Source organism: Pseudocitrobacter vendiensis (genome assembly GCF_943590815.1).
GTDB lineage: Bacteria > Pseudomonadota > Gammaproteobacteria > Enterobacterales > Enterobacteriaceae > Pseudocitrobacter > Pseudocitrobacter vendiensis.
In genome coordinates this window covers 199,040-223,941 of record NZ_CALSBS010000005.1, presented here as the reverse complement: position 1 = coordinate 223,941, position 24,902 = coordinate 199,040, and the positions used below count along the sequence as shown (strand labels likewise).

At 52.1% G+C, this 24,902-nt stretch carries 22 protein-coding genes; 14 read left to right on the top strand and 8 right to left on the bottom strand.

What is annotated here, in order from left to right; genetic code table 11:
- Window positions 1-138 precede the first annotated feature (138 nt).
- From NMC31_RS08350 to NMC31_RS08340, 3 genes are all read left to right on the top strand, one after another.
- On the top strand, window positions 139-1,080 hold the full coding sequence (locus NMC31_RS08350; RefSeq protein WP_253897591.1) for a pseudouridine kinase: 942 nt from the start codon (window positions 139-141) through the stop codon (window positions 1,078-1,080).
- Window positions 1,068-2,003, top strand: a complete 936-nt coding sequence (locus tag NMC31_RS08345) for a pseudouridine-5'-phosphate glycosidase (protein ID WP_253897590.1) — start codon at window positions 1,068-1,070, stop codon at window positions 2,001-2,003. The genes NMC31_RS08350 and NMC31_RS08345 overlap by 13 nt, the downstream gene beginning before the upstream one ends.
- An 89-nt stretch (window positions 2,004-2,092) precedes the next feature.
- Window positions 2,093-3,343 carry a NupC/NupG family nucleoside CNT transporter gene (locus tag NMC31_RS08340; protein WP_253897589.1) on the top strand — a complete coding sequence of 417 codons (1,251 nt, stop codon included), beginning with the start codon at window positions 2,093-2,095 and terminating at the stop codon, window positions 3,341-3,343.
- A 22-nt stretch (window positions 3,344-3,365) separates the two neighbouring features.
- On the opposite strand, the gene NMC31_RS08335 is transcribed toward NMC31_RS08340, so the two are convergent.
- The 3 genes from NMC31_RS08335 to NMC31_RS08325 all read right to left on the bottom strand — a co-directional run bounded on the left by NMC31_RS08335 (window position 3,366) and on the right by NMC31_RS08325 (window position 6,450).
- On the bottom strand, window positions 3,366-4,460 hold the full coding sequence (locus NMC31_RS08335) for a sugar kinase (protein WP_253897588.1): 1,095 nt from the start codon (window positions 4,458-4,460) through the stop codon (window positions 3,366-3,368).
- A gap of 2 nt (window positions 4,461-4,462) precedes the next feature.
- Complete coding sequence (nfo, locus tag NMC31_RS08330) at window positions 4,463-5,320, bottom strand: deoxyribonuclease IV (RefSeq protein WP_253897587.1); 858 nt, start codon at window positions 5,318-5,320, stop codon at window positions 4,463-4,465.
- A gap of 80 nt (window positions 5,321-5,400) precedes the next feature.
- Window positions 5,401-6,450: a YeiH family protein gene (locus NMC31_RS08325; protein WP_149462479.1), complete on the bottom strand. Its 1,050-nt coding sequence runs from the start codon at window positions 6,448-6,450 to the stop codon at window positions 5,401-5,403.
- A 118-nt stretch (window positions 6,451-6,568) separates the two neighbouring features.
- On the opposite strand from NMC31_RS08325, the gene yieE reads away from it, so the two are divergent.
- From yieE to NMC31_RS08305, 4 genes are all read left to right on the top strand, one after another.
- Window positions 6,569-7,438 carry a DNA-binding transcriptional regulator YeiE gene (gene yieE, locus NMC31_RS08320; protein ID WP_253897586.1) on the top strand — a complete coding sequence of 290 codons (870 nt, stop codon included), beginning with the start codon at window positions 6,569-6,571 and terminating at the stop codon, window positions 7,436-7,438.
- Window positions 7,439-7,602: 164 nt separating this feature from the next.
- Window positions 7,603-9,072 carry an amino acid permease gene (locus tag NMC31_RS08315; protein ID WP_149462477.1) on the top strand — a complete coding sequence of 490 codons (1,470 nt, stop codon included), beginning with the start codon at window positions 7,603-7,605 and terminating at the stop codon, window positions 9,070-9,072.
- Window positions 9,073-9,409: 337 nt separating this feature from the next.
- Entirely contained in the window at window positions 9,410-11,380 is a 1,971-nt protein-coding gene (cirA, locus tag NMC31_RS08310) for a catecholate siderophore receptor CirA (protein WP_253897585.1), read from the top strand.
- Between the two features lie 17 nt (window positions 11,381-11,397).
- Window positions 11,398-11,553 (top strand): hypothetical protein, encoded by a 156-nt coding sequence (locus tag NMC31_RS08305; RefSeq protein ID WP_253897584.1) that lies wholly within the window; start codon window positions 11,398-11,400, stop codon window positions 11,551-11,553.
- Window positions 11,554-11,724: 171 nt separating this feature from the next.
- Here NMC31_RS08305 and fghA read toward each other — a convergent pair whose 3' ends face one another.
- Window positions 11,725-12,561, bottom strand: a complete 837-nt coding sequence (gene fghA / locus NMC31_RS08300; protein ID WP_253897583.1) for an S-formylglutathione hydrolase — start codon at window positions 12,559-12,561, stop codon at window positions 11,725-11,727.
- Between the two features lie 138 nt (window positions 12,562-12,699).
- On the opposite strand from fghA, the gene NMC31_RS08295 reads away from it, so the two are divergent.
- The 7 genes from NMC31_RS08295 (at window position 12,700) to mglC (ending at window position 20,910) form a co-directional block, all read left to right on the top strand.
- The gene (locus NMC31_RS08295) at window positions 12,700-13,836 is read left to right on the top strand and encodes a YbfB/YjiJ family MFS transporter (RefSeq protein ID WP_253897582.1); all 1,137 of its coding nucleotides are present in this window, start codon (window positions 12,700-12,702) and stop codon (window positions 13,834-13,836) included.
- 114 nt (window positions 13,837-13,950) lie between these two features.
- Window positions 13,951-14,619, top strand: coding sequence for a GTP cyclohydrolase I FolE (gene folE / locus NMC31_RS08290; protein WP_041686408.1), 669 nt, complete (start codon window positions 13,951-13,953; stop codon window positions 14,617-14,619).
- Window positions 14,620-14,633: 14 nt separating this feature from the next.
- Window positions 14,634-15,791 carry a DUF418 domain-containing protein YeiB gene (gene yeiB / locus NMC31_RS08285; protein ID WP_253897581.1) on the top strand — a complete coding sequence of 386 codons (1,158 nt, stop codon included), beginning with the start codon at window positions 14,634-14,636 and terminating at the stop codon, window positions 15,789-15,791.
- A 155-nt stretch (window positions 15,792-15,946) separates the two neighbouring features.
- On the top strand, window positions 15,947-16,969 hold the full coding sequence (gene galS / locus NMC31_RS08280; protein ID WP_253897605.1) for an HTH-type transcriptional regulator GalS: 1,023 nt from the start codon (window positions 15,947-15,949) through the stop codon (window positions 16,967-16,969).
- 293 nt (window positions 16,970-17,262) lie between these two features.
- Window positions 17,263-18,261 (top strand): galactose/glucose ABC transporter substrate-binding protein MglB, encoded by a 999-nt coding sequence (gene mglB / locus NMC31_RS08275; protein WP_149462472.1) that lies wholly within the window; start codon window positions 17,263-17,265, stop codon window positions 18,259-18,261.
- A 102-nt stretch (window positions 18,262-18,363) separates the two neighbouring features.
- Complete coding sequence (gene mglA / locus NMC31_RS08270; protein ID WP_149462471.1) at window positions 18,364-19,884, top strand: galactose/methyl galactoside ABC transporter ATP-binding protein MglA; 1,521 nt, start codon at window positions 18,364-18,366, stop codon at window positions 19,882-19,884.
- Between the two features lie 15 nt (window positions 19,885-19,899).
- Window positions 19,900-20,910 (top strand): galactose/methyl galactoside ABC transporter permease MglC, encoded by a 1,011-nt coding sequence (mglC, locus tag NMC31_RS08265; RefSeq protein WP_149462470.1) that lies wholly within the window; start codon window positions 19,900-19,902, stop codon window positions 20,908-20,910.
- Window positions 20,911-21,102: 192 nt separating this feature from the next.
- Here mglC and NMC31_RS08260 read toward each other — a convergent pair whose 3' ends face one another.
- The 4 genes from NMC31_RS08260 to NMC31_RS08245 all read right to left on the bottom strand — a co-directional run bounded on the left by NMC31_RS08260 (window position 21,103) and on the right by NMC31_RS08245 (window position 24,775).
- Window positions 21,103-21,570 carry a DUF1097 domain-containing protein gene (locus NMC31_RS08260; protein WP_253897580.1) on the bottom strand — a complete coding sequence of 156 codons (468 nt, stop codon included), beginning with the start codon at window positions 21,568-21,570 and terminating at the stop codon, window positions 21,103-21,105.
- A gap of 46 nt (window positions 21,571-21,616) precedes the next feature.
- Window positions 21,617-22,852, bottom strand: a complete 1,236-nt coding sequence (gene preA, locus NMC31_RS08255) for an NAD-dependent dihydropyrimidine dehydrogenase subunit PreA (protein ID WP_149462468.1) — start codon at window positions 22,850-22,852, stop codon at window positions 21,617-21,619.
- Window positions 22,846-24,087: an NAD(P)-dependent oxidoreductase gene (locus NMC31_RS08250; protein ID WP_253897579.1), complete on the bottom strand. Its 1,242-nt coding sequence runs from the start codon at window positions 24,085-24,087 to the stop codon at window positions 22,846-22,848. Before NMC31_RS08250 ends, preA begins: the two co-directional genes overlap by 7 nt.
- Window positions 24,088-24,316: 229 nt before the next feature.
- A complete protein-coding gene (locus tag NMC31_RS08245; protein ID WP_253897578.1) occupies window positions 24,317-24,775 on the bottom strand; it encodes a helix-turn-helix transcriptional regulator in 459 nt (152 codons plus the stop codon).
- Window positions 24,776-24,902 lie beyond the last annotated feature (127 nt).

Sequence of the window (24,902 nt, the reverse complement as noted above, 5' to 3'; positions counted from 1 at the left end):
TGTTGATAGCTTTACTTTGCATTCATACCTGGCCAGGATAAACACATGTTCGACAATGAACATGTGTTTATTTAATGTATTTTACGGCGTTAATAACGAACTCTGCATGAAAAGGACGAATGTGTCCGGGGGCGTTCTATGCTTGAAGATAATTATATTGTTACGATTGGTTCTGCGAACATGGATGTCGCTGGATATTCGCAAAATCAATTGAATTATGCTGATTCAAATCCCGGGAAGATAAGGTTTACACCGGGAGGTGTGGGTAGAAATATTGCGCATAATATTGCATTGCTTGGTAAAAGTTCCTGGCTTCTGACGGCTGTTGGAGATGATTTTTATGGCAAGTCTTTGCTTATGCAAACAGAATTATCAGGTGTACATGTAGATAAATGCCTGAAAGTATCTGATGAAAGTACCTCCAGTTATCTTTCCCTTCTGGATAATACCGGCGAAATGCTGGTTGCTATTAATGATATGAGCATCTCTGAATGCTTATCACCAGAATTTCTGGTGCAACATCGGGAATTTATTCGGGGAGCACGAGTTATCGTTGTTGATTGCAACATCAGCGAGGCGGCCCTGGCGTGGATTATGAGAAATCGGGGTGCAACGCCGATTTTTGTCGATCCTGTATCCGCGTGGAAGTGTGTGAAAATCCGTGACTGGCTACCCCACATCCATACCTTAAAACCGAACCGACTTGAAGCGGAAACATTGAGTGGTATACCTCTTGTCTCACGCCATGATGTCACTGCTGTCGCGGCATGGTTCCACCAACAAGGGCTACAACGACTGGTTCTGAGTATGGGGGGCGACGGCGTTTATTACAGTGACATGCAGGGTGAATCTGGCTGGTCATTGCCTCTGAAAACACACGTTGTGAACGTTACGGGCGCCGGTGATGCCATGATGGCAGGGCTTGCTGCATGCTGGCACGAAGGTTTTTCATTACCTGAATCCGTTCGTTTTTCCCAAGGATGTGCCTCGATGGCGCTCTCATCTGAATATACCAATAACCCTGAATTGTCGTTTTCTAACGTATTAGCTTTAGTGGAGAGAAAAGAATGTCAGAATTAAATATTTCATCTGATTTATTACAGATTTCACCGGAAGTTAAGCAAGCACTTGCGGATAATAAACCGGTCGTGGCACTGGAATCGACGATTATTTCCCATGGAATGCCATTCCCACAAAACGCACAAACGGCCATTGAAGTGGAAGAGACAATCCGCAAACACGGTGCGGTTCCTGCCACTATTGCTATTATCGGTGGCGTTATGAAAGTTGGGCTCAGCCCGGAGGAAATTGAATTATTAGGTCGTGAAGGGCATAGCGTAACAAAAGTAAGTCGCCGTGATCTACCTTTTGTCGTAGCCGCCGGAATAAATGGTGCAACCACCGTTGCGTCAACCATGATTATTGCTGCTCTTGCTGGTATTAAAGTTTTTGCCACGGGAGGCATTGGCGGTGTTCATCGCGGCGCCGAACATACCTTTGATATTTCGGCCGACTTACAGGAACTCGCCCATACTAATGTTGCGGTGGTTTGTGCCGGTGCGAAATCTATTCTTGATCTGGGTTTAACAACCGAATATCTCGAAACATTTGGGGTACCGCTTATTGGCTATCAAACAAAATCGTTACCCGCCTTTTTCTGTCGTACCAGCCCGTTCGAGGTGAGTATCCGTCTGGACACACCGGAGCAAATCGCACGAGCGATGGCGGTGAAATGGCAGTCCGGCCTAAACGGTGGTCTGGTTATCGCCAACCCTATCCCTCAGGCTTATGCCATGCCAGAAGAGCAGATCAATTCGGCCATTGATCGCGCAGTGGCCGAGGCGGAACAGCAGGGTGTTGTCGGGAAAGAAAGCACGCCGTTCCTGCTGGCGCGCGTTGCCGAGTTGACCGGCGGCGACAGTCTCAAATCCAACATTCAACTGGTCTTTAATAACGCGATTCTGGCCTGTGAAATTGCCAAAGAGTATCAGCGTTTGCAGTAAATCAGCGTCGGGCAGGAGGCAGTCGCCCGTCACTCTGTTTTTGAAAACCTGGCCTGTGCCAGGTTTTCTACCAGGTAAGGGTATTCATTATGGATATTATGAGAAGTGTTCTGGGAATGGCGGTACTCCTGATCATTGCATTTTTACTCTCGGTGAATAAAAAACGGATTAGCCTGCGCACTGTGGGGGCGGCGTTGGCTTTGCAGATTGCCATCGGTGGCATCATGCTCTATTTCCCTCCAGGAAAATGGCTGGTAGAGCAGGCGGCAATGGGTGTTCATAAAGTGATGTCCTACAGCGATGCCGGGAGTGCATTCATTTTTGGCTCACTGGTTGGGCCTAAGATGGATGTGCTTTTTGATGGGGCTGGGTTTGTCTTTGCGTTCCGCGTTTTACCCGCCATTATCTTTGTGACTGCCCTGATAAGCCTGCTTTACTACATCGGCGTGATGGGATTGCTGATCCGGATTCTTGGCGGTATTTTCCAGAAAGCACTGAATATCAGCAAAGTTGAATCGTTTGTCGCGGTAACAACGATTTTTCTCGGCCAGAATGAAATTCCGGCAATCGTGAAGCCGTTTATTGAGAAGTTGAACCGCAATGAACTGTTTACCGCTATCTGTAGTGGTATGGCCTCGATTGCCGGATCGATGTTGATCGGATACGCCGGGATGGGCGTGCCCATTGACTATCTTCTGGCAGCGTCATTAATGGCAATCCCCGGTGGCATATTGTTCGCCAGACTGATGAGCCCGGCGACGGAGGTGTCACAGGTAACGTTCGAGAATCTTTCCTTCACCGAAACACCGCCAAAAAGCATTATTGAAGCGGCGGCGAGCGGGGCCATGACCGGGCTAAAGATTGCCGCCGGTGTGGCGACTGTCGTCATGGCATTTGTGGCGATTATCGCGTTGCTGAACGGCATTATCGGGGGCATTGGCAGTTGGTTTGGTTTTGAACATGCGTCCCTTGAAGGAATTTTTGGCTATGTTCTGGCACCGCTGGCGTGGATTATGGGCGTTGACTGGAGTGATGCTACGCTTGCAGGTAGCCTGATTGGGCAGAAACTGGCAATCAACGAGTTTGTCGCCTATCTGAGTTTTTCACCCTACCTGCAGGCAGCCGGAACTCTGGACGTAAAAACTATCGCCATTATCTCGTTTGCCCTGTGCGGATTTGCTAACTTCGGTTCGATTGGCGTCGTAGTCGGGGCATTTTCGGCAATTGCCCCCCAGCGGGCACCTGAAATCGCGCAGTTGGGCGTAAGAGCGCTCGCCGCGGCAACGCTTTCTAATCTGATGAGTGCGACCATTGCAGGTTTCTTTATTAGCCTTGGGTAATGACAACTGTTAACAGCGCACATTACTGTGCGCTGTTTTTAAGTAGATACCAGGCGTTGTCTACTGAGAGCGTTGGGTTGTTGATACTAATGCTGGCACGCGCTAAGGCCGCGCAGGCAATGGCAAATTGTGCGCCGTCCCTGAATTCGCTTCCGTCGAGGAAGCTATAAAGCAGCCCAGCCATCAATGCATCATCAGCGCCAAAACTGTCCACCACCGGATGCGCAGGCGGCGTCAGCGCAAAGGCTTCCCCCTCTTTTTCACTACAAAAGACCGACTCGTCTTCCAGACATACGACGATGCGCTGTACGCCCTGAGCGTGCAAATCGTTAACCGCACATCGTAGCTCCTCATCATTATTGATAGCGTTTCCCCACAGGATCTCCAGTTCTCTACGTGTCGGTTTTAACGTGTGAATGCGGCCCAGCCAGCTTTTAACTTTTTCCGCTTTGAACTCTGATACCGTATCAACAAAGACTGGAATATTTCCGGCCAGCGTAAAGACCCACTCCAGCGCTTGTGGCGTCAGATTACAGTCCACGAGGATCACTCCTGCATGCGTGATCAGCTCCCGCGAGGCGTTGAGAAGTTGTGGTGTTAGCGCATCAAGTAAATGCGTGTCGTTGATGGCCAGGACCGTTTCATCTTGTGGATTGGCAATGGATAAATAGGTTGATGTATTTTGCCCATGCAAGCGAATGCAGTTCTGGGTATTCACGCCGGCCTGACGTGTTTGCTCAAGCAACGTATCACCATAAAAATCGCTACCCACCGCGGAGAGTAAATGAACATCCCGCCCCAGCAGTGCGAGATTGTGGGCGATATTACGTGCCACACCTCCGGCAGAACAGCGAATATCGCCGGGTTGGGAGGCCGCTTGCGGATAATGGATATCAGCGATCCCACGAATATCCATATTGATTGCGCCCAGCACCACGCAGTAATCCTGTTCAGTCAGAATGTAGCCTTTACCTTTGATTAACCCCTTGCGCGTGAGATCCATAATATGTGCCGCGACGCGGGAACGGCTCACCTGCAAAATGTCGGCGATTTCGTTTTGCTGGATAAGCGGGTTGCGGCGCAGAATGTTGAGGATCTGCTTCTCCCTGTCAATCATGCTTACGCCACCTCTTCAGCAACCTGCTGCGCTTTCAGCCACGCAATCTCTTCCGCCCAGATATCCGGGTTTGTGGTTTCCAGAATCAGCGGAATACCGTCAAAACGGTTATCCTGCATAATCCAGCGGAAGGCATCGTGGCCGATATTGCCTTCGCCGAGGCTGTTATGGCGATCGACACGGCTGCCGAATGCGCTTTTCGCATCATTGAGATGCATGCCGCGCAGGTAGTTAAAGCCCACGATACGTTCAAATTCGGCAAAGGTTTTCGCACATTCGTCAGTGGTACGCAGATCGTAACCGGCGGCAAAGGCGTGGCAGGTATCAATGCAGACGCCGACGCGGGATTTATCTTCTACGCCGTCGATGATGGCCGCGAGATGTTCGAATTTAAAACCGAGATTACTGCCCTGGCCGGCGGTGTTTTCAATCACGGCGGTCACGCCTTCGGTTTGCGCCAGCGCGATGTTGATGGATTCAGCGATACGTGCCAGACACTTATCTTCATCAATTTGCATCAGGTGGCTACCGGGGTGGAAGTTCAGCAGGGTCAGGCCAAGCTGCTGACAACGGCTGAGCTCATCGATAAAAGCTTCGCGGGATTTTTCCAGCGCCTCTTCCACAGGGTGGCCGAGGTTAATCAAATAGCTGTCGTGGGGAAGGATCTGCGCGGCGGTGTAGTGGTATTTTTCGCAGGCCGCTTTGAAATCATCAATCACTTCGGTTGTGAGGGGGGCGGCGCGCCACTGGCGCTGATTTTTGGTGAACAGGGCGAAAGCGGTCGCTTCTAATTCTGCTGCACGAATGGCGGCGTTGGCTACGCCGCCGGAGGCGCTCACATGCGCTCCAATGTATTTCATAACGACTCCTGTTAAACCCGCCAGAGGAGGGGAAAGCAAACCGTAATCATAGCGGGTTAACAGGGAGAAGTCGTGATGGATTATGCCATCAGGGCGTGTACCGCAAGGTTGATAGCGCCACCGCCGACGATTAACCAGATGAACAGCACCAGCGCCATCAGCATCGGTTTCGCGCCCGCTTTTTTCAGTGCACTTACGTGGGTGGTTAAGCCCAGTGCCGCCATCGCCATCGCCAGTAGTACCGTATCCAGTGTCACCAGTACATCAACAAGCGCTTTCGGCAACAGGTGGAAGGAGTTGAAAATCGCAACCACAATGAACAGTACCGCAAACCACGGAATGGTGATTTTGCTTTTCTGACCACTGCCTGCCGGAGCCAGTTGTTTTACGCGAGCTGCCAGAATCAGCAAGAACGGAGCCAGCATCATCACGCGCAGCATTTTCGAAATCACCGCCGCGTTTTCAGCTTCCGGGTTAATCGCATGACCTGCCGCAACCACCTGCGCCACTTCGTGCATGGTAGAGCCAATATAGATGCCGTACGTTTCCGGGCTGAACCAGTGTGCCAGCAGCGGATACATTGCCGGGTAAAGGAAGATTGCCAGCGTACCGAAGATAACGACGGTCGCCACTGCCACGGTCACTTTACTCGCCTCTGCTTTTACTACCGGTTCCGTCGCCAGTACGGCCGCCGCGCCACAGATACTGCTACCCGCGCCAATCAGCCAACTGGTTTGTTTATCCAGGCCAAACACTTTTTGTCCCAACCAGCAGGCCAGTAAAAAAGTACTGGTCAGCGTAAGGGCATCGGTGGCAATCCCGCTGACGCCCACTTCAGCAATTTGCGAAAACGTCAGTCGGAAGCCATAAAGAATGATACCGAGCCGCAGCAGGTGCTGTTTAGCGAACAGTACACCACCATCGCAGGGCTGCCAGATTTTAGGATAAACCGTGTTACCGATGACCATCCCCAGCAGGATTGCCAGCGTTAATGCACTGAAGCCTGCACCTGAAATAGCGGGAATGCTCCCGGCCCACAGTGCTGCCCCGGTGATGATCGCGCTAAGCGCCAGCCCCGGGAGATAATGTCTTACAGAACGATGAGGTTCGCGTAATGTGATTTCTGCCATAACCTTCTCCTTTGTCTGGGCAAAAGATTACGCCGTGCTGGTTTAAAAATAAAATTGATTATATATTTATAATTAATCGTAATAACTGGTAAGCATTGATTGAACAGGCAGGAAAGATATGCATATCACGCTGCGACAGCTTGAAGTGTTCGCGGAAGTACTCAAAAGCGGCTCCACTACCCAGGCCTCACAGATGCTGGCATTGTCGCAGTCTGCGGTCAGCGCGGCGTTGACCGATCTCGAAGGGCAACTGGGCGTGCAGCTTTTCGACCGCGTCGGTAAACGGCTAGTGGTCAACGAGCACGGGCGTCTGCTTTACCCGCGCGCGCTGGCATTGCTGGAGCAGGCAACCGAGATTGAGCAACTGTTCCGGGAAGATAACGGTGCTATCCGCGTCTACGCCAGTAGCACAATCGGTAACTATCTTTTGCCGGAGATGATTGGTCGCTATCGCCGGGATTTCCCCGATTTACCGATCGAACTCAGCGTAGGCAACAGTCAGGATGCCATTAATGCCGTGGCCGATTTTCGCGTCGATATTGGTTTTATCGAGGGGCCGTGTCATTCAGCGGATATCGTGGCGGAGCCCTGGCTGGAAGATGAGCTGGTGGTGTTTGCCGCACCGGATTCGCCACTGCTGGAAGGGGAGGTGACGCTCGCACGTCTGTCGGCACAGCCGTGGATTTTGCGTGAGAAGGGCTCCGGTACTCGCGAAATAGTTGATTATCTTCTGCTTTCCCATTTGCCGCAGTTCCGCCTGGGCATGGAGCTTGGCAACTCTGAAGCCATTAAACATGCGGTGCGCCATGGCCTGGGCATCAGCTGTCTGTCACGCCGGGTGATTGCCGAACAGCTGGAAAGCGGAAAACTTGTGGAAGTGAAGGTGCCGTTGCCGGGGCTGAATCGCACGCTGTGGCGCATTCATCATCGGCAGAAACATCTTTCTAATGCGTTACAACGTTTTCTCTCGTACTGCACCATCTCATAGGCTGTTGCCAGCTGGCGAGAAACTCGCCAGTCACAGCATGTACTGCTTTACTTATAATTGGCCGCTAATCATGAAGGTCTCTTATAACTGCGCATTTCTGCCAGAAGACGCGCTTATCGTCTGCTACAATCGCGCCTCAATTTTTGGATGGACAGTATTTTCAAATGGTTTCCGAAACTAAAACCACACAAGCGCCCGCGCTCCGCCGCGAACTCAAGGCGCGTCACCTGACGATGATCGCCATTGGCGGTTCAATCGGTACAGGTCTTTTTGTCGCATCAGGCGCAACCATTTCCGCAGCAGGCCCCGGTGGGGCGTTATTCTCATACATTCTGATTGGCCTGATGGTCTACTTCCTGATGACCAGTCTGGGCGAACTGGCGGCCTACATGCCGGTTTCCGGCTCGTTCGCCACCTATGGCCAGAACTATGTCGAAGAAGGCTTCGGCTTCGCGCTGGGCTGGAACTACTGGTACAACTGGGCGGTGACTATCGCCGTTGACCTGGTGGCCGCACAACTGGTGATGAGCTGGTGGTTCCCGGATACGCCGGGCTGGATCTGGAGCGCCGTGTTCCTGTGCGTCATTTTCCTGCTCAACTATATTTCCGTAAAAGGCTTCGGCGAAGCGGAATATTGGTTCTCACTGATTAAAGTCGCCACCGTTATCATCTTCATTATTGTAGGTGTGATGATGATTATCGGCATCTTCAAAGGCGCTCAGCCAGTGGGCTGGAGCAACTGGACGACCGGCGATGCACCGTTTGCTGGCGGCTTGTCGGCGATGATTGGCGTGGCGATGATTGTCGGCTTCTCCTTCCAGGGTACCGAGCTGATTGGTATCGCGGCAGGTGAATCTGAGGATCCGGAGAAAAACATTCCGCGTGCGGTGCGTCAGGTGTTCTGGCGAATCCTGCTGTTCTATGTATTCGCAATCCTGATTATCAGCCTGATTATTCCGTATACCGATCCGAGCCTGCTGCGTAATGATGTTAAAGACATCAGCGTGAGTCCGTTCACCCTGGTATTCCAGCATGCGGGTCTGCTCTCTGCGGCAGCGGTGATGAACGCCGTTATCCTGACGGCGGTACTGTCTGCGGGTAACTCCGGGATGTACGCATCCACGCGTATGCTTTACACCCTGGCGTGTGACGGTAAAGCGCCGCGCATCTTCTCTAAGCTGTCCAAAGGCGGTGTACCGCGCAACGCGCTGTACGCGACGACGGTGATTGCGGGGCTGTGCTTCCTGACCTCTATGTTCGGTAACCAGACCGTTTACCTGTGGCTGCTGAATACTTCCGGGATGACGGGCTTCATCGCCTGGCTGGGAATTGCCATCAGTCACTATCGCTTCCGTCGCGGTTACGTAATGCAGGGCAATGATATTAACAATCTGCCTTACCGTTCCGGATTCTTCCCACTGGGGCCGATCTTCGCGTTCGTTCTGTGCCTGATTATCACCCTGGGTCAGAACTATGAAGCGTTCCTGGCCGATACCATTGACTGGGGCGGCGTTGCTGCCACCTATATCGGCATCCCGCTGTTCCTGATTATCTGGTTCGGCTATAAGCTGAGCCGTGGAACACGCTTCGTTCGCTACAGCGAAATGCACTTCCCGGAGCGCTTTAAGAAATAATTAACGCTCATCCTAAGAAGCCCTCTTCACGCAAAGAGGGCTTTTTTTTACTCAAAATTACACCTCACCTAAGATTATTCCTGTATTGATAGAATTAAACGATTACATATTGACATAACTTTAAATAACTTAATTGATAATTGTTATCATTCTCTTTATCATCACCCGCGTTAATACTGGATGAAGCCACTCCCTCTCTTACGGTAAATCGTGACCGACATGAGGCGACAGCCACATCTGCATAAAAAAATAAGCGCTGAAGGTCAGCAGCGTGAAGCAGTCAGTGTGAGCAGTACCCTTTTGAAATAATTACGTATTCACCTCATGGAGATTTGGAATGTTCAGGTTAAACCCCTTCGTCCGGGGCGGGCTCTGCGTGTCCGCTTTGTCACTGGCGCTGCCGGTTACCGCCGCCACTGAAGGCGAACAAATGGTCGTCACCGCTGCTGCAACTGAGCAGAGCGTCAAAGATGCCCCCGCCAGTATCAGCGTGATCACTCAGGAAGATCTGCAACGCAAGCCGGTGCAAAACCTGAAAGATATCCTCAAGGAAGTGCCGGGCGTACAGCTCACCAACGAAGGCGATAACCGCCAGGGCGTGAGTATTCGCGGCCTCGACAGCAGCTACACCCTGATTCTTATCGATGGCAAACGCGTGAATTCGCGCAATGCCGTTTTCCGTCATAACGACTTCGACCTGAACTGGATCCCGGCAGATTCCATCGAGCGTATCGAAGTGGTGCGCGGGCCGATGTCTTCGCTCTACGGTTCCGATGCATTGGGCGGCGTGGTAAACATCATCACCAAAAAGATTGGTCAGAAATGGACGGGCAGCATCACAGCTGATACCACCATTCAGGAAAACCGCGATCGCGGCGATACTTACAACGGCCAGTTCTTTACCAGCGGCCCATTGGTAGATGGCGTATTGGGGGTGAAAGCCTTTGGTAGCCTCTCCAAACGTGAGAAAGATAAACAGGAATCGTCCACCACCAGTGCGACCGGTGAAACGCCGCGTATCGAAGGCTTCACCAGCCGCGATGCCAACGTCGAATTTGCCTGGACACCTACGGATAATCAGGACATCACCGCCGGTTACGGTTTTGACCGTCAGGACAGAAATTCAGATTCGCTGGATAAGAACCGTCTTGAGCGTCAAAACTATTCCCTGAGCCATAACGGTCGTTGGGATGTCGGTAACAGCGAACTGAAGTTCTACGGTGAAAAAGTCGATAACAAGAACCCTGGCAACAGCAGCCCTATTACTTCCGAAAGCAATACCATCGATGGCAAATATGTCCTGCCGGTGGGGGCGATTAATCAGTTGATCACCTTCGGTGGTGAGTGGCGACATGACAAACTGAAAGATCCGATTAACCTGACCGGCGGAACCAGCAGCGAAACGTCAGCCAGCCAGTACGCCCTGTTTATTGAAGATGAGTGGCGCATTTTTGAACCTCTGGCGCTGACCACCGGTATTCGTATGGACGATCACGAAACCTATGGCGATCACTGGAGCCCGCGCGCTTACCTCGTTTACAGCGCAACGGATACCGTCACGGTGAAAGGCGGCTGGGCGACGGCCTTTAAAGCCCCGTCATTGCTGCAATTGAGCCCGGACTGGACGACCAACTCCTGCCGTGGCGGTTGTCGTATCGTAGGGAGCCCTGATCTGAAACCTGAAACCAGCGAAAGCTGGGAAATCGGCCTCTACTATCAGGGTGAAGAGGGCTGGCTGGAAGGCGTACAGGGTAGTGTTACCACCTTCCGCAACGATGTGGAAGATATGATCAACATTACGCGTACTCCTGATGTTAGCGCCGCACCAGGCTATTCCAACTTCGTCGGCTTTGATTCCAGCGGCAAGCCAATTTTCGCCTACTACAACGTGAATAAAGCACGAATTCAGGGTGTGGAAACCGAGCTGAAAGTCCCGTTTGGCGAGCAGTGGAAAGTGACGCTGAACTACACCTATAACGATGGTCGCGATCTCAGTAATGGCGGGAATAAACCGTTGCAGGAACTGCCGTTCCATACAGCCAACGGTCGCGTAGACTGGACGCCGGTACAGGACTGGTCGTTCTATCTGGCGGCGCGTTACAACGGAGAACAGCGTGCGGTGAGCGCAACCTCGAAAACACCGGGCGGCTACACGACGTGGGACATGGGCGGTGCATGGCAGGCTACGCAAAACGTTAAGCTGCGTGCGGGTGTGCTGAACCTGGGGGATAAAGACCTGAGCCGCGATGACTACAGCTATAACGAAGATGGTCGTCGCTACTTTATGGCGGTGGATTACCGGTTCTGATTGCGCGGTAATGTCGGATGCGGCTACGCCTTATCCGATCTACGCGTGATGTGAATCCGGGTAAATCCACCAACCGCTCCGATCGTGCGGTAATGTCGGATGGCGGCTACGCCTTATCCGACCTACGCGTTGATGTGCATCCTGGCAAATCCATCGACCGCACGCACTCGTAGGCCGGATAAGCGCCAGCGCCATCCGGCAATCTCACCAACCGCTCCGATCGTGCGGTAATGTCGGATGCGGCTACGCCTTATCCGACCTACGCGTGATGTGTCTTCGGTAAATCCACTGACCACACGCACTCGTAGGCCGGATAAGCGTTAGCGCCATCCGGCAACCCACGCTTACTTCAACAAATACTGCGCATGGAAGCGCAGATGATCCTCAATAAACGACGCAATAAAGAAGTAGCTGTGATCGTAACCCGGCTGAATGCGCAGAGTGAGCGGCCAGTCTTTTTGCCGCGCTATTTCCGCGAACACTGCAGGCTGCAGTTGATCGGCCAGGAACTGATCGTTGTCGCCCTGATCGATGAGCATCGGTGTGGCCGCGTCAGCCTGGCTGGCATGTAACAACGCACAACTGTCCCATTGCGACCAGGCCGATTGATCCTCGCCCAGATACGCTGTAAACGCTTTCTTTCCCCACGGCACATTGCCTGGGTTCACAATGGGCGCAAAGGCTGATGCGCTGACATATTTACCCGGATTTTTCAGCGCCAGCAATAGCGCGCCGTGCCCGCCCATTGAGTGTCCGCTGATAGCACAGCGATCGCTGACATTAAATTTATCCTGAATCAGTGCCGGCAGTTCATCGCGAATATAGTCATACATCCGGAAATGCGCAGCCCACGGCTGCTGCGTGGCATTCAGATAAAAACCCGCGCCCTGGCCCAGGTCATAGCCGTCATCATTGGGGACATCCGCGCCACGTGGGCTGGTATCGGGCATCACCAGCACAATACCCAATTCAGAGGCAACGCGCTGCGCGTTGGCTTTAGTGGTGAAGTTCTCGTCTGTACAGGTCAACCCCGACAGCCAGTAAAGTACCGGCGGCGGCGTTGTCCCATGCGTTGGCGGTAAAAAAATGCTGAACGTCATGACACAGTTCAGCGCAGTGGAGTCGTGCCGCCAGCGTTGTTGCCAGCCTTCAAAACAACGATGTTCTTCAAGCAATTCCATGCAAGGCTCCTTATATTCACAATCAGAAATACTGGGATCATCATACAGATAATTCATTGCCGTTGAGTAACTTTCACTTCCGCATTATCTTGATATGCCGCATCATGCATATAACTTATTGTTAACAATTGGGGCGGTATGGCCTTACGAATCGCATTCAGCGGCTTTATAGTCTTAGTGGTTATCATGGGGATAGGGCGGTTTGCCTTTACGCCCCAGGTGCCATTAATGATTGCCGATAACCAGCTCACACTGACCAGTGTCGGGCTGGTGGCGGCGATGAACTATCTGGGCTATCTGATTGGTGCGTGGGATGCCATGTGCGCGCAGCGACACGTCGAGACGCGCCTGTATCTTGGCATTGCCGGGGCGGTGGTATTCACGTTGCTTTCCGCGTGTGCCGATAATGCCTGGCTGCACGGTGTGCTGCGCCTGATTCTGGGATGTATGAGCGGTTGGGCGCTTGTGCTAACCGCTGCCTGGACCAACGAACGTCTTGCGCAGTTGGGCCATGCCGGGCTGAGTGCTGCAGTGTTCGCTGGGCCGGGCGCGGGGATTGCCCTGAGCGGCCTGCTGGCGGTGTGGATCCATTCTCAGTCGCTTGCCGCGTCGCAGGGCTGGCTGCTTTACGGCCTGCTGGCGTTAGTACTGATTATCCTGGTCGCGCGCTGGTTGCCGCGGCCCGGCGCGCTGCATCCGTCGGGCATAAAGCCAGAGCCGCTGCATCTTACCGCCGACCTTAAACGTCTGGTCTGGAGCTACAGCCTGGCAGGATTCGGCTATATTTTGCCCGCGACCTTTCTCTCGCAAATGGCCGCGCAGCGCTTTCCCGGTAGCCTGTTTGCGCAGTTTGTCTGGCCGATATTTGGCCTCGCGTCGGTCATCGGTATCGCCCTGAGTATTGCGATGCGTCATGTAGGGCAGAGCCACCACCGGCTGGCGGTGGTCCTGTGGTTACAGGGTATTGGCGTGTTGTTTGCCTGGCTGATACCTGGCTTGCCGGGCCTGGCCATGGGCGCAGCGCTGGTGGGCGGCGGTTTCCTGTGCGCGGTGCAGCTTTCGCTGCTATACGGGCGGGAGCTGGCGCCGCGTCACGCCCGCTATATGGCCGGATTGCTGACTACCGGTTATGCAGTAGGTCAATTGGTTGGCCCAATGACCTCGGCGCTGTCGACCTGGCTTACGCATCGCCTGGACCCTGCGCTAGGGGGCGCGGCGCTGGCGCTGTTTATCGGCGGCATGCTGGTATGGCGACCGGAGCATGCAAGGCAGTAGCAATTGCAATAATTATCGTTACGAATACTGGATTATGTGCGCGGCCTCACGCACAATAAGTGCAAACTTTGCCCCATGAAGGGCGAAGCGCCCCACCTGCTGGAGAAAGAAAAGATGTCATCACTGAGTAAAGAAGCTGCACTGGTTCATGAAGCCCTCGTGGCCCGTGGACTGGAAACGCCGTTGCGCCCGCCGGTGCGCGAAATGGATAATGAAACCCGTAAGCGTCTGATTTCAGGGCATATGACCGAGATTATGCAGTTGCTGAATCTCGATTTGAGTGATGACAGTCTGATGGAAACTCCGCATCGCATTGCCAAAATGTATGTGGATGAGATTTTCTCTGGCCTCGATTACGCCAATTTCCCGAAAATCACCGTCATTGAAAACAAAATGAAAGTGGATGAGATGGTGACAGTGCGTGATATCACGCTGACCAGTACTTGTGAACACCACTTTGTGACCATCGATGGTAAAGCAACGGTGGCGTACATCCCGAAAGAGTCGGTGATTGGCTTGTCCAAAATCAACCGCATCGTGCAGTTCTTCGCTCAGCGCCCTCAGGTGCAGGAGCGCCTGACGCAGCAAATTCTTACTGCGCTGCAAACCCTGCTGGGGACCAACAACGTGGCGGTTTCCATTGATGCGGTGCATTATTGTGTGAAAGCGCGCGGTATACGCGATGCTACCAGCGCGACCACCACGACGTCGCTTGGCGGCCTGTTTAAATCCAGCCAGAATACCCGTCAGGAATTCTTGCGCGCCGTACGCCACCACAACTAAGCGGAGCAGGATACATGGAACGAAATGTCACCCTGGATTTTGTGCGGGGCGTGGCTATCCTCGGTATCCTGCTGCTGAATATTAACGGCTTTGGCTTGCCCAAAGCCGCCTATCTTAATCCCGCCTGGTATGGCGATATCACCTCACGCGATGCCTGGACCTGGGCGGTGCTCGACCTCTTTGCGCAGGTCAAATTCCTCACGCTGTTTGCGCTGCTCTTTGGCGCAGGGCTGCAATTGCTTCTGCCTCGCGGAAAACGCTGGATCCAGTCGCGGTTAACGCTGCTCGCTTTACTCGGTTTTATTCACGGTTTGCTCCTTTGGGATGGCGATATTCTGCTGGCCTATGCGCTGGTGGGATTAATCAGCTGGCGTTTAATCCGTGAAGCGCGCGATGTGACATCACTGTTTAAGACCGGGGCGATGCTGTACCTGGTGGGCGTCGGCCTTTTGGTGCTGTTGGGTTTGATTGCTGACTCGGGGCAGAGCCGATCCTGGGTGCCGGATGCTTCTACGCTGCTTTACGAACACTTCTGGAAGGTGAATGGCGGCAGGGAAGCTATCAGCAACCGTGGAGACATGTTGTCCGCGAATCTGCTGGCGCTTGGTGCACAGTATGGTTGGCAACTGGCGGGGATGATGCTGATGGGCGCTTCACTGATGCGCAGTGGCTGGTTGAAAGGACACTTTAGCCTGCGGCATTACCGACGAACTGGCGCATCGCTGATTGCTATTGGCATGTTGATCAACCTACCGGCGATTGTCGCGCAGTGGCAGCTGGGCTGGGATTATCGCTGGTGTGCTTTTCTGTTACAGGCACCACGCGAACTGAGCGCGCCGCTGCAAACGCTGGGCTATGCGGCGCTGGCGTGGGGCTACTGGCCGCAAATCTGTCACTCCAGGCTGGTCATCGCTATCGCCTGCGTCGGGCGGATGGCGCTGTCAAACTACATTCTGCAAACGCTTATCTACACCACGCTGTTCTATCGGTTTGATCTGTTTATGAAATTTGACCGCCTGACGCTGCTGGCATTTGTCGTGCCGGTCTGGCTGGTTAACATTGTCTTCTCACTGCTGTGGCTGCGTTATTTTCGTCAGGGGCCACTCGAATGGCTGTGGCGTCAGCTTACTGCACGCGCTTCCGGTGTTTCCTTACGTAAAACATTCAGATAACGATCTGGATCACAATCATTAACAAAACGGATGTAACCGTTTCCAGCCGTGTGACCTCCTTCACGTAGCGCTGGTGCATTCGTTGCCAGAATAGCGCTCTTCCCAGACAGAGGGTTTGGCTATGAATGGCAGCAATGCACAGCAGGGCGGTGGCGATGATCACCATTCGTGATGTGGCGCGTCAGGCGGGCGTATCGGTGGCAACGGTTTCTCGCGTTCTGAATAACAGCGCGCTGGTCAGTCCGGACACACGCGAGACGGTAATGAAAGCGGTTGCGGCGCTGGGCTATCGGCCTAACGCCAATGCGCAGGCGCTGGCGACGCAGGTGAGCGATACCATCGGGGTGGTGGTAATGGACGTCTCCGATCCCTTTTTTGGCGCGCTGGTAAAAGCTGTCGATACCATTGCCCAGTTGCAGCAAAAATATGTCCTTATCGGCAACAGCTACCATGAAGCGGAAAAAGAGCGTAATGCCATCGAGGTATTGATTCGCCAGCGGTGCAGTGCGCTTATTGTGCACTCAAAAGCCCTTAGCGATCGCGAGCTGGGTGATTTTATGGATCACATTCCGGGAATGGTGCTGATTAACCGCATCGTGCCGGGATATGCGCATCGTTGCGTGGGATTGGACAACGTGAGTGGCGCGGTAATGGCAACGCGCACATTGTTGAATCACGGGCACCAGCGCATTGGTTATCTTGCCTCCAGCCATCAGATTGAAGATGAAGACCTGCGTCGTGAAGGCTGGCAACGCGCATTACGCGAGCAGGGCATCACGGCACCTGAAAGCTGGATAGGTACCGGGTCGCCGGATATGCAGGGTGGGGAAGCCGCAATGGTTGAACTGCTGGGGCGCAATCCGGGCCTGACGGCGGTGTTTTCCTATAACGATAATATGGCTGCTGGCGCACTCACTGCGCTAAAAGATAACGGCATTGCGGTGCCACAGCAGGTTTCAGTGATCGGATTTGATGATATTCCGCTGGCGCGCTACACCGATCCGCAACTCACCACCATTCGCTACCCGATTGTTTCCATGGCAAAACTGGCGACTGAACTGGCTTTACTTGGCGCGGCAGGCAAGCTTGATGCGTCGGCAACGCATTGTTTTATGCCTACGCTGGTGCGACGTCATTCGGTTGCTCAGCGGCAATCTGTGCTGCCCGTCACTAACTGATTTCATCATGCGATGTAACCGTTTTCAATCTGTGAGTGATTTCACAGTATATTAACATTGTGCTGACTATGATGTCAGCGTTTGTAAAGGCCAAACGTTACGTCACGGTGATTAATCACTTTTTCTATAGCAGTAAAGCCGAAAGCAAGCAATAAAACGCACTATGGCGCGTTATCGACCACGGAAGAGTCATTTTACTTAAGAATAAATTTCGTCGTGCAGTAACGTTTATTTAACACTGACCGTCGACTTTTCCCATACGAACTACCCTGCATAATAAAACCGGAGATACCATGAATAAGAAGGTGTTAACCCTGTCTGCTGTGATGGCAAGCATGTTATTCGGTGCCGCGGCGCACGCTGCTGATACCCGCATTGGTGTGACGATTTATAAGTATGACGATAACTTTATGTCCGTGGTCCGCAAAGCTATCGAGAAAGACGCCAAAGCAGCGCCGGATGTGCAACTGCTGATGAACGACTCTCAGAACGACCAGTCCAAACAGAACGATCAGATTGACGTGCTGCTGGCGAAGGGCGTTAAAGCACTGGCGATCAACCTGGTTGACCCGGCAGCGGCAGGCACCGTGATTGAGAAAGCACGCGGCCAGAATGTGCCTATTGTTTTCTTCAACAAAGAACCTTCCCGTAAGGCGCTGGACAGCTACGACAAAGCGTTTTACGTCGGGACCGACTCCAAAGAGTCCGGCATTATTCAAGGCGATCTGATCGCCAAGCACTGGGCGGCTAACCCGAACTGGGATCTGAACAAAGATGGTCAGGTACAGTTTGTACTGCTGAAAGGCGAGCCGGGGCACCCGGATGCAGAAGCCCGTACCACCTACGTTATCAAAGAGCTGAATGAGAAGGGGCTGAAAACTCAGCAATTGCAGTTAGATACCGCCATGTGGGATACCGCACAGGCTAAAGATAAAATGGACGCCTGGCTCTCTGGCCCGAACGCCAACAAAATCGAAGTGGTTATCGCCAACAACGATGCGATGGCAATGGGTGCAGTTGAAGCACTGAAAGCACACAACAAGAGCAGCATTCCGGTATTCGGCGTCGATGCATTGCCAGAAGCGCTGGCGCTGGTTAAATCCGGCGCAATGGCCGGTACGGTTCTGAACGATGCGAATAACCAGGCCAAAGCCACTTTCGATCTGGCAAAAAATCTGGCCGATGGTAAAGCCGCGGCGGAAGGCACGAACTGGAAAATCGAAAATAAAGTGGTTCGCGTGCCGTATGTTGGCGTAGATAAAGAAAATCTCAGCGAATTTACCAACAAGTAATTTTATTATCTTTGGGCGCACGTGAGTGCGCCCTTTATTACCGATAAAGACCATGGCTATTTCGCGTAAATAGCCATTAAAAACCAGCAGCCAGGTAAAACTATGGTCAGCGATAATAGAGAGTCGTCGGGCGAATTCTTGTTGGAAATGAGTCATATCAACAAGTCGTTTCCAGGCGTTAAAGCACTCGATAATGTCAATTTAAAGGTCCGCCCGCATTCTATCCATGCGCTTATGGGGGAAAACGGCGCCGGTAAATCGACGTTATTAAAATGCCTGTTTGGGATCTATCAAAAAGATTCCGGTAGCATTATTTTTCAGGGCCAGGAGATTGATTTCCATTCGGCGAAAGAAGCGCTGGAAAATGGTATATCAATGGTTCACCAGGAATTGAACCTGGTACTGCAACGCTCCGTGATGGACAACATGTGGCTGGGTCGTTATCCGGCAAAAGGCGTGTTTGTCGATCAGGAAAAAATGTACCGCGATACCAAAGCGATTTTTGATGAACTGGATATCGATATTGACCCGCGCGCGCGTGTCGGCACGTTGTCCGTTTCACAAATGCAGATGATTGAAATCGCTAAAGCGTTTTCCTATAACGCCAAAATCGTCATCATGGATGAACCCACGTCCTCTCTGACTGAGAAAGAGGTCAATCACCTGTTTACGATCATTCGTAAGCTGAAAGATCGTGGCTGCGGCATTGTCTATATCTCTCACAAAATGGAAGAGATCTTCCAGCTATGTGATGAAATTACCGTTTTGCGCGATGGCCAGTGGATCGCCACCCAGCCGCTGGAAGGGCTGGATATGGACAAAATCATCGCCATGATGGTGGGCCGCTCATTGAATCAGCGCTTCCCGGATCGTTCCAATACGCCGGGTGAGGTTATCCTGGACGTGCAGAATCTGACCTCGTTGCGTCAGCCGTCGATTCGTGATGTATCTTTCCAGCTGCGTAAAGGTGAAATTCTGGGTATCGCCGGGCTGGTGGGGGCAAAACGTACCGACATCGTTGAAACGCTGTTTGGCGTGCGCGAAAAATCGTCCGGTACCATCACGCTGCATGGCAAAAAAATTAATAACCACAACGCCAATGAAGCCATCAATAACGGCTTTGCGTTGGTGACCGAAGAGCGTCGCTCAACCGGTATTTATGCTTATCTGGATATCGGCTTTAACTCGCTGATCTCCAATATCAAAAATTATAAAAACAAAGTCGGGCTTCTCGATAATTCCCGCATGAAGAGCGATACCCAATGGGTTATTGATTCCATGCGCGTGAAAACGCCAGGGCATCATACACAAATTGGCTCTCTCTCCGGCGGTAACCAGCAAAAGGTGATCATTGGCCGTTGGCTGTTAACGCAGCCTGAGATTTTAATGCTTGATGAACCGACCCGCGGAATTGACGTCGGCGCGAAGTTTGAAATTTATCAGCTGATTGCTGAGCTGGCGAAGAAAGATAAAGGGATCATTATTATTTCATCCGAAATGCCGGAACTGCTGGGTATTACCGATCGTATTCTGGTAATGAGCAACGGTCTGGTTGCCGGAATTGTTGAAACAAAAACAACAACGCAAAACGAAATTCTCCGTCTTGCGTCATTGCACCTTTAAGATCAGGGGCTCGACATGAGTGCGTTAAATAAAAAAAGCTTTCTCACTTATCTGAAAGAGGGCGGTATTTACGTCGTTCTTTTGGTTCTGCTGGCAATTATTATTTTCCAGGACCCCACCTTCTTAAGTCTGCTGAACTTAAGTAATATTCTGACTCAGTCCTCGGTGCGTATTATTATCGCGCTCGGCGTGGCGGGGTTGATTGTCACTCAGGGGACTGACCTGTCCGCTGGTCGCCAGGTGGGGCTGGCGGCGGTGATTGCCGCGACGTTGCTGCAATCAGTCGAAAACGCCAACAAGGTCTTCCCGGAAATGGCGACCATGCCAATTGCGCTGGTTATCCTGATTGTTTGTGCGATTGGCGCGATTATTGGCCTGATCAACGGCATTATCATTGCTTATCTGAACGTGACGCCGTTTATTACCACCCTTGGCACCATGATTATTGTGTACGGGATTAACTCACTGTATTACGACTTTGTGGGAGCGTCGCCGATTTCTGGCTTTGATAGCGGCTTCTCTACCTTTGCGCAGGGCTTTATTGCGCTCGGCAGTTTCCGCCTGTCGTATATCACCTTCTACGCGTTGATTGCCGTGGCGTTTGTCTGGGTGCTGTGGAACAAAACCCGCTTCGGGAAGAACATTTTCGCAATCGGCGGCAACCCTGAAGCCGCTAAAGTTTCCGGCGTAAACGTGGCGGTAAACCTGCTGGTGATTTATGCGCTGTCAGGTGTGTTCTATGCTTTTGGCGGCCTGCTGGAAGCGGGGCGTATCGGGTCGGCGACCAACAACCTTGGCTTTATGTATGAGCTGGATGCCATTGCAGCCTGCGTGGTGGGTGGCGTTTCCTTCAGCGGCGGCGTGGGTACCGTGCTTGGCGTGGTGACCGGTGTGATTATCTTTACGGTTATTAACTACGGCCTGACCTATATCGGCGTTAACCCGTACTGGCAGTACATTATTAAAGGGGCGATTATCATCTTCGCCGTGGCGCTGGATTCACTGAAATACGCGCGTAAGAAATGATTCGGGTTTAATATTGCTGACAAAGTGCGCTTTGTTTTTGCCGGATGCGGCGAAAACGCCTTATCCGGCCTACAAAATCGTGCAAATTCAGAAGATTGCAGAAATCCCGTAGGCCTGATAAGCGTAGCGCATCAGGCAATGTTGCAGTTGTCATCAGCCGCAAGGCCGGTGCAAAAACATGTCGGGCTTTTTTTATGACTTTTTCGGCTGGGGCCAACGTTCGGCGAGTAATAAACCGCTATTTTTCATCGCGTAACCAAATAGCAGCCCCACTAAAAGTGACGGGGATACCGCCTGCCAGTCACCCTGACCAGCGAAGGTAGAACACGCGCCAATAAATGTGCCCGGAACAAAAGAGAGCCACTGGCTTTTCGCCTGAATACACATCACGAAAGCCACGACACCTGTAAGTAAATAACCCAGCATGGCCCACTCAGGGGATAGCTGACTGCCGTAGATAATCACTTCTGCCCAAAACACACCACTCATTACAGTACACAGAGATATTCCCAGACCTTTCACTCCGTCCTGAGGGCAGGCGAAATAGGCAGTACAACCCAGAAACCCTGCCCAACTGAGCAGGCTCCATGTCACGGCGACCCAGCCCCAAATTCCCGACAAAATACCGGTAGTGAGGGCAATAGCGACAAGTGTACTCATGGTTAATCCCGGCCTGCATGAACAGGCCGGTCCTCGTCCTTAGAGGTTAAAGTGAAACGGCGTGCTCTTTCTCGCCAGGCTTGAACTCTACGCGTCCAGGGCTGATACACGCTACCGGACAAACATGACCGCAGAGCAGGCAGCCAACGCACTTCTCGGTGTCACAGTGCGGCGTACGGGTATCTTCATTCCATTCCATTGCCTGGTGGCCGCCGTCGTAGCAGGAAATATAACAGCGCCCGCAGCCCACACATTTATCTTCCGCAATATGTGGATAAACGATATAGCTGCGATCCAGTTCTTCCGCCGGAACAATATTGGCGTTCGCCAGACCTAACATCTCATCGATCGAATCAAAGCCCTGATCGGCCAGGTAGTGCGATAGACCGCTGCTCATATCTTCTACGATGCGATAGCCATACTGCATGATGCCGGTTGTGACCTGAAGCGTGGCCGCACCGAGGAGTAAAAACTCAGCTGCGTCTTCCCAGGTTTCTATCCCGCCGATACCGCTGATCGGGAAATCACGCAGTTCAGGATGCATGCGCATTTGCTGTATAAAGCGCAGAGCGATCGGTTTCACCGCTTTGCCGGAATAACCGGAAATGCTCGATTTGCCGTTGACCACCGGCATCCCGATTTTGCGATTCAGGTCGATATTAGTGATCGATTTCACGGTGTTGATTGCCGCAATACCGTCCGCACCGCCGCGTTTTGCCGCCAGCGCTACGTCGCACATATCACCAATATTCGGCGTCATTTTTGCCAGCATCGGCAGGGAGGAACCGCGTTTCACCGCGCGGCAATATTTTTCCACCAGTTCCGGGCTTTGACCGACATCGCTACCCATCGCATGAGAGGTCATCTGCGGGCAGGAGAAGTTACACTCGATCATATCGGCACCGGCTTTCTCAACCAGATGCGCCAGATCCTGCCACTGCTGTTCGTTTTCTCCCATGATCGAGGCGATCAACACTTTATCGGGGTAATCTTCTTTCAGCCGACGAATGGCTTCGAGGTTTTCCGCCAGCGGATGCTCAGCAATCTGCTCCATATTTTTGAAGCCGATAAAGCCGGTATCCTCTTTGGTTAAATGATCGAAACGTGGCGAAACTTCATTGGCAATAAAGAAGCCGATGGTTTTGAACACCACACCACCCCAGCCGGTATCATACGCCTTGGCGCACATTTCATAGCAGTTGCCGACCGGTGAAGAAGAGAGGCAGAACGGGTTAGGAAATTTAACGCCGCAAAAGGTAACAGAAAGATCTTTCGTTAACATGAGCACGCTCCCTCTAAATAGTGGTGAATGGACTGTGCGGCTTCCTTCCCGGTTTTCACCGCATAAACCACCGTTTTATCTCCCTGAACAATATCGCCCGCAGCAAATAGCGTCGGGTCAGATGTCTGATAATCTGTTGTTTCCACTGTATTACGCTGCACGTTCAGATGATTAAAGGCGGTAAACTGCGCATGCTGGCCGACGGCGAGAATGATTTTCTCTGCGTGCAGTTTCAGTTCGCCCGGTAAGCTAACGTGCTGGAAGGTGACCGAATGACCTGCGACGTCAATCGGTGTGAAGCCGTCAATAATGGAAACACCCAGTGCCTGAGCGCTGGTAAACTCTTTATCGCTTGCCGGGAATGCATCCAGCGTTTCACGCGCGACGCAGGTGACAGAAGGGCAGCCCAGCATTTTCAGCGTGGTGGCGACATCCATCGCCACGTCGCCGCCGCCGATAATCAACGCACTTTGAGGAATGGCAATTTCACCGTTTGCGCGGCTGGCGCGTTGTAAAAAGTCGACGGCGATTTCAACGTCTTCAGCATCATCAAAGAGTGAGAGGGAAGAACCCTGCGATAAACCAACGGTCAACAGTACCGCGCGGTGGCGAGCTTTCAGCTCTTCCAGCGTCAGGTCTTTACCCACTTCACTGTTGCATTTGATGGTTACGCCCATATCGATGATGCGCTGAATTTCGTTATCCAGCACGGCCTGCGGTAAACGGAATTCCGGAATACCGTGGCGCAACCAGCCACCGGCCTGCGCCTCTTTTTCGAAGAGCGTAACGTCATAGCCCAGATGAGTAAGCGTGACGCTCGCCTGTAAGCCCGCCGGGCCGGCCCCGACAATCGCCACTTTACCGAGCGTTTTACTGCCCGGTTGATAAACCTGCATACCCGTTTGCTGCTCAAAGTCAGTCACAAAGCGTTGCAGGCGGGCGATGTCGATTGGTTTATCGATCCCCGATCGCGAACATTCTGCCTGGCATAATTTTTCGGTTGGGCAAACACGCGCACATACGGCACCCAGCGCGTTATTTTCGCGTATGGTTTCGGCTGCGCCTTTAAAATTACGGAAATAGATGGAGCGGATAAATTTACCCGGGTCCGTTTGGGCTGGACACCCCTGGCTGCAAGGCGCATCGTGGCATAACAAACAACGCGAGGCCTCCTTTATCGCCAGCAATGGCGTAAAGGCCGGAATTAGCTCATCCAGATAATTTTGTTGCGACATATAATCTTCCTTAATGATTAGGTAAATTAAAGCGAGCGCATAACGTTATAAATAATAAAAATAACCTGTTAGCAAGGCTATGCCTGGGGATGAGCGTATTCTGTGAATCTATTCACACATAGGTTAAATAACGGGATGATTTGCAAGGGATAGCAGTAAATACTTATGCGCAAATAATAACCATTATCAAAATGATAACTGGTTATTATTTGCAATGATCTACTCACATTTATTTTTCTGCGGAATTTAACAAGCTTATCAGTCGTTGTGGCGAGGTGGGGATTAATCCTAATTGCAGGCCGAAGGGCTTAAATACTTTATTGAGTGTTTCAATCGAATTATTTATTTTATTATTTTCAATATCGGAAATGGTTTTACGTGATACGCCAACAAGCCGGGCATAAGCATCCTGTTTCATTCCCACCAGGTTGATACGCATTCGTTTCAGGGCTTCTCCCTGCGTGATATTCCCCATGAGAAGTTGCAAACTGATTGCATTCATCAGCGCGTTTCTCTCTGCGGTATCTGTTCTTTCAATATTCTCCGTAACACGAGTACGCAGCAATTTTTCCTCCTGGGCCTGTAGGTTCGGCGCTGCTACACCTGACGTTGAATAGGGTTGTCGGTTTTGCTCACGTAATCGGGCAATGGTTTTTTTGATATCGCCGTCTCTGTCATTATCTGTCATAGCAAACCCCAGCGATGTAATTTATCAGCAATAAATTGGAATCCAATGGATGGCATGGACATGATTTGTTCCGGCACGCCGCGTTCTCTGAGTACACTCCAGATACTCAATGGCATAGTCTGACTGA

What these genes read in the sequence shown, in the direction of transcription:
- NMC31_RS08350 (WP_253897591.1), top strand. Translation starts at nt 139, where the DNA reads ATGCTTGAAGATAATTATATTGTTACGATTGGTTCTGCGAACATGGAT.
- NMC31_RS08345 (WP_253897590.1), top strand. Translation starts at nt 1,068, where the DNA reads ATGTCAGAATTAAATATTTCATCTGATTTATTACAGATTTCACCGGAA.
- NMC31_RS08340 (WP_253897589.1), top strand. Translation starts at nt 2,093, where the DNA reads ATGGATATTATGAGAAGTGTTCTGGGAATGGCGGTACTCCTGATCATT.
- NMC31_RS08335 (WP_253897588.1), bottom strand. Translation starts at nt 4,460, where the DNA reads ATGATTGACAGGGAGAAGCAGATCCTCAACATTCTGCGCCGCAACCCG.
- nfo (WP_253897587.1), bottom strand. Translation starts at nt 5,320, where the DNA reads ATGAAATACATTGGAGCGCATGTGAGCGCCTCCGGCGGCGTAGCCAAC.
- NMC31_RS08325 (WP_149462479.1), bottom strand. Translation starts at nt 6,450, where the DNA reads ATGGCAGAAATCACATTACGCGAACCTCATCGTTCTGTAAGACATTAT.
- yieE (WP_253897586.1), top strand. Translation starts at nt 6,569, where the DNA reads ATGCATATCACGCTGCGACAGCTTGAAGTGTTCGCGGAAGTACTCAAA.
- NMC31_RS08315 (WP_149462477.1), top strand. Translation starts at nt 7,603, where the DNA reads ATGGTTTCCGAAACTAAAACCACACAAGCGCCCGCGCTCCGCCGCGAA.
- cirA (WP_253897585.1), top strand. Translation starts at nt 9,410, where the DNA reads ATGTTCAGGTTAAACCCCTTCGTCCGGGGCGGGCTCTGCGTGTCCGCT.
- NMC31_RS08305 (WP_253897584.1), top strand. Translation starts at nt 11,398, where the DNA reads ATGCGGCTACGCCTTATCCGATCTACGCGTGATGTGAATCCGGGTAAA.
- fghA (WP_253897583.1), bottom strand. Translation starts at nt 12,561, where the DNA reads ATGGAATTGCTTGAAGAACATCGTTGTTTTGAAGGCTGGCAACAACGC.
- NMC31_RS08295 (WP_253897582.1), top strand. Translation starts at nt 12,700, where the DNA reads ATGGCCTTACGAATCGCATTCAGCGGCTTTATAGTCTTAGTGGTTATC.
- folE (WP_041686408.1), top strand. Translation starts at nt 13,951, where the DNA reads ATGTCATCACTGAGTAAAGAAGCTGCACTGGTTCATGAAGCCCTCGTG.
- yeiB (WP_253897581.1), top strand. Translation starts at nt 14,634, where the DNA reads ATGGAACGAAATGTCACCCTGGATTTTGTGCGGGGCGTGGCTATCCTC.
- galS (WP_253897605.1), top strand. Translation starts at nt 15,947, where the DNA reads ATGATCACCATTCGTGATGTGGCGCGTCAGGCGGGCGTATCGGTGGCA.
- mglB (WP_149462472.1), top strand. Translation starts at nt 17,263, where the DNA reads ATGAATAAGAAGGTGTTAACCCTGTCTGCTGTGATGGCAAGCATGTTA.
- mglA (WP_149462471.1), top strand. Translation starts at nt 18,364, where the DNA reads ATGGTCAGCGATAATAGAGAGTCGTCGGGCGAATTCTTGTTGGAAATG.
- mglC (WP_149462470.1), top strand. Translation starts at nt 19,900, where the DNA reads ATGAGTGCGTTAAATAAAAAAAGCTTTCTCACTTATCTGAAAGAGGGC.
- NMC31_RS08260 (WP_253897580.1), bottom strand. Translation starts at nt 21,570, where the DNA reads ATGAGTACACTTGTCGCTATTGCCCTCACTACCGGTATTTTGTCGGGA.
- preA (WP_149462468.1), bottom strand. Translation starts at nt 22,852, where the DNA reads ATGTTAACGAAAGATCTTTCTGTTACCTTTTGCGGCGTTAAATTTCCT.
- NMC31_RS08250 (WP_253897579.1), bottom strand. Translation starts at nt 24,087, where the DNA reads ATGTCGCAACAAAATTATCTGGATGAGCTAATTCCGGCCTTTACGCCA.
- NMC31_RS08245 (WP_253897578.1), bottom strand. Translation starts at nt 24,775, where the DNA reads ATGACAGATAATGACAGAGACGGCGATATCAAAAAAACCATTGCCCGA.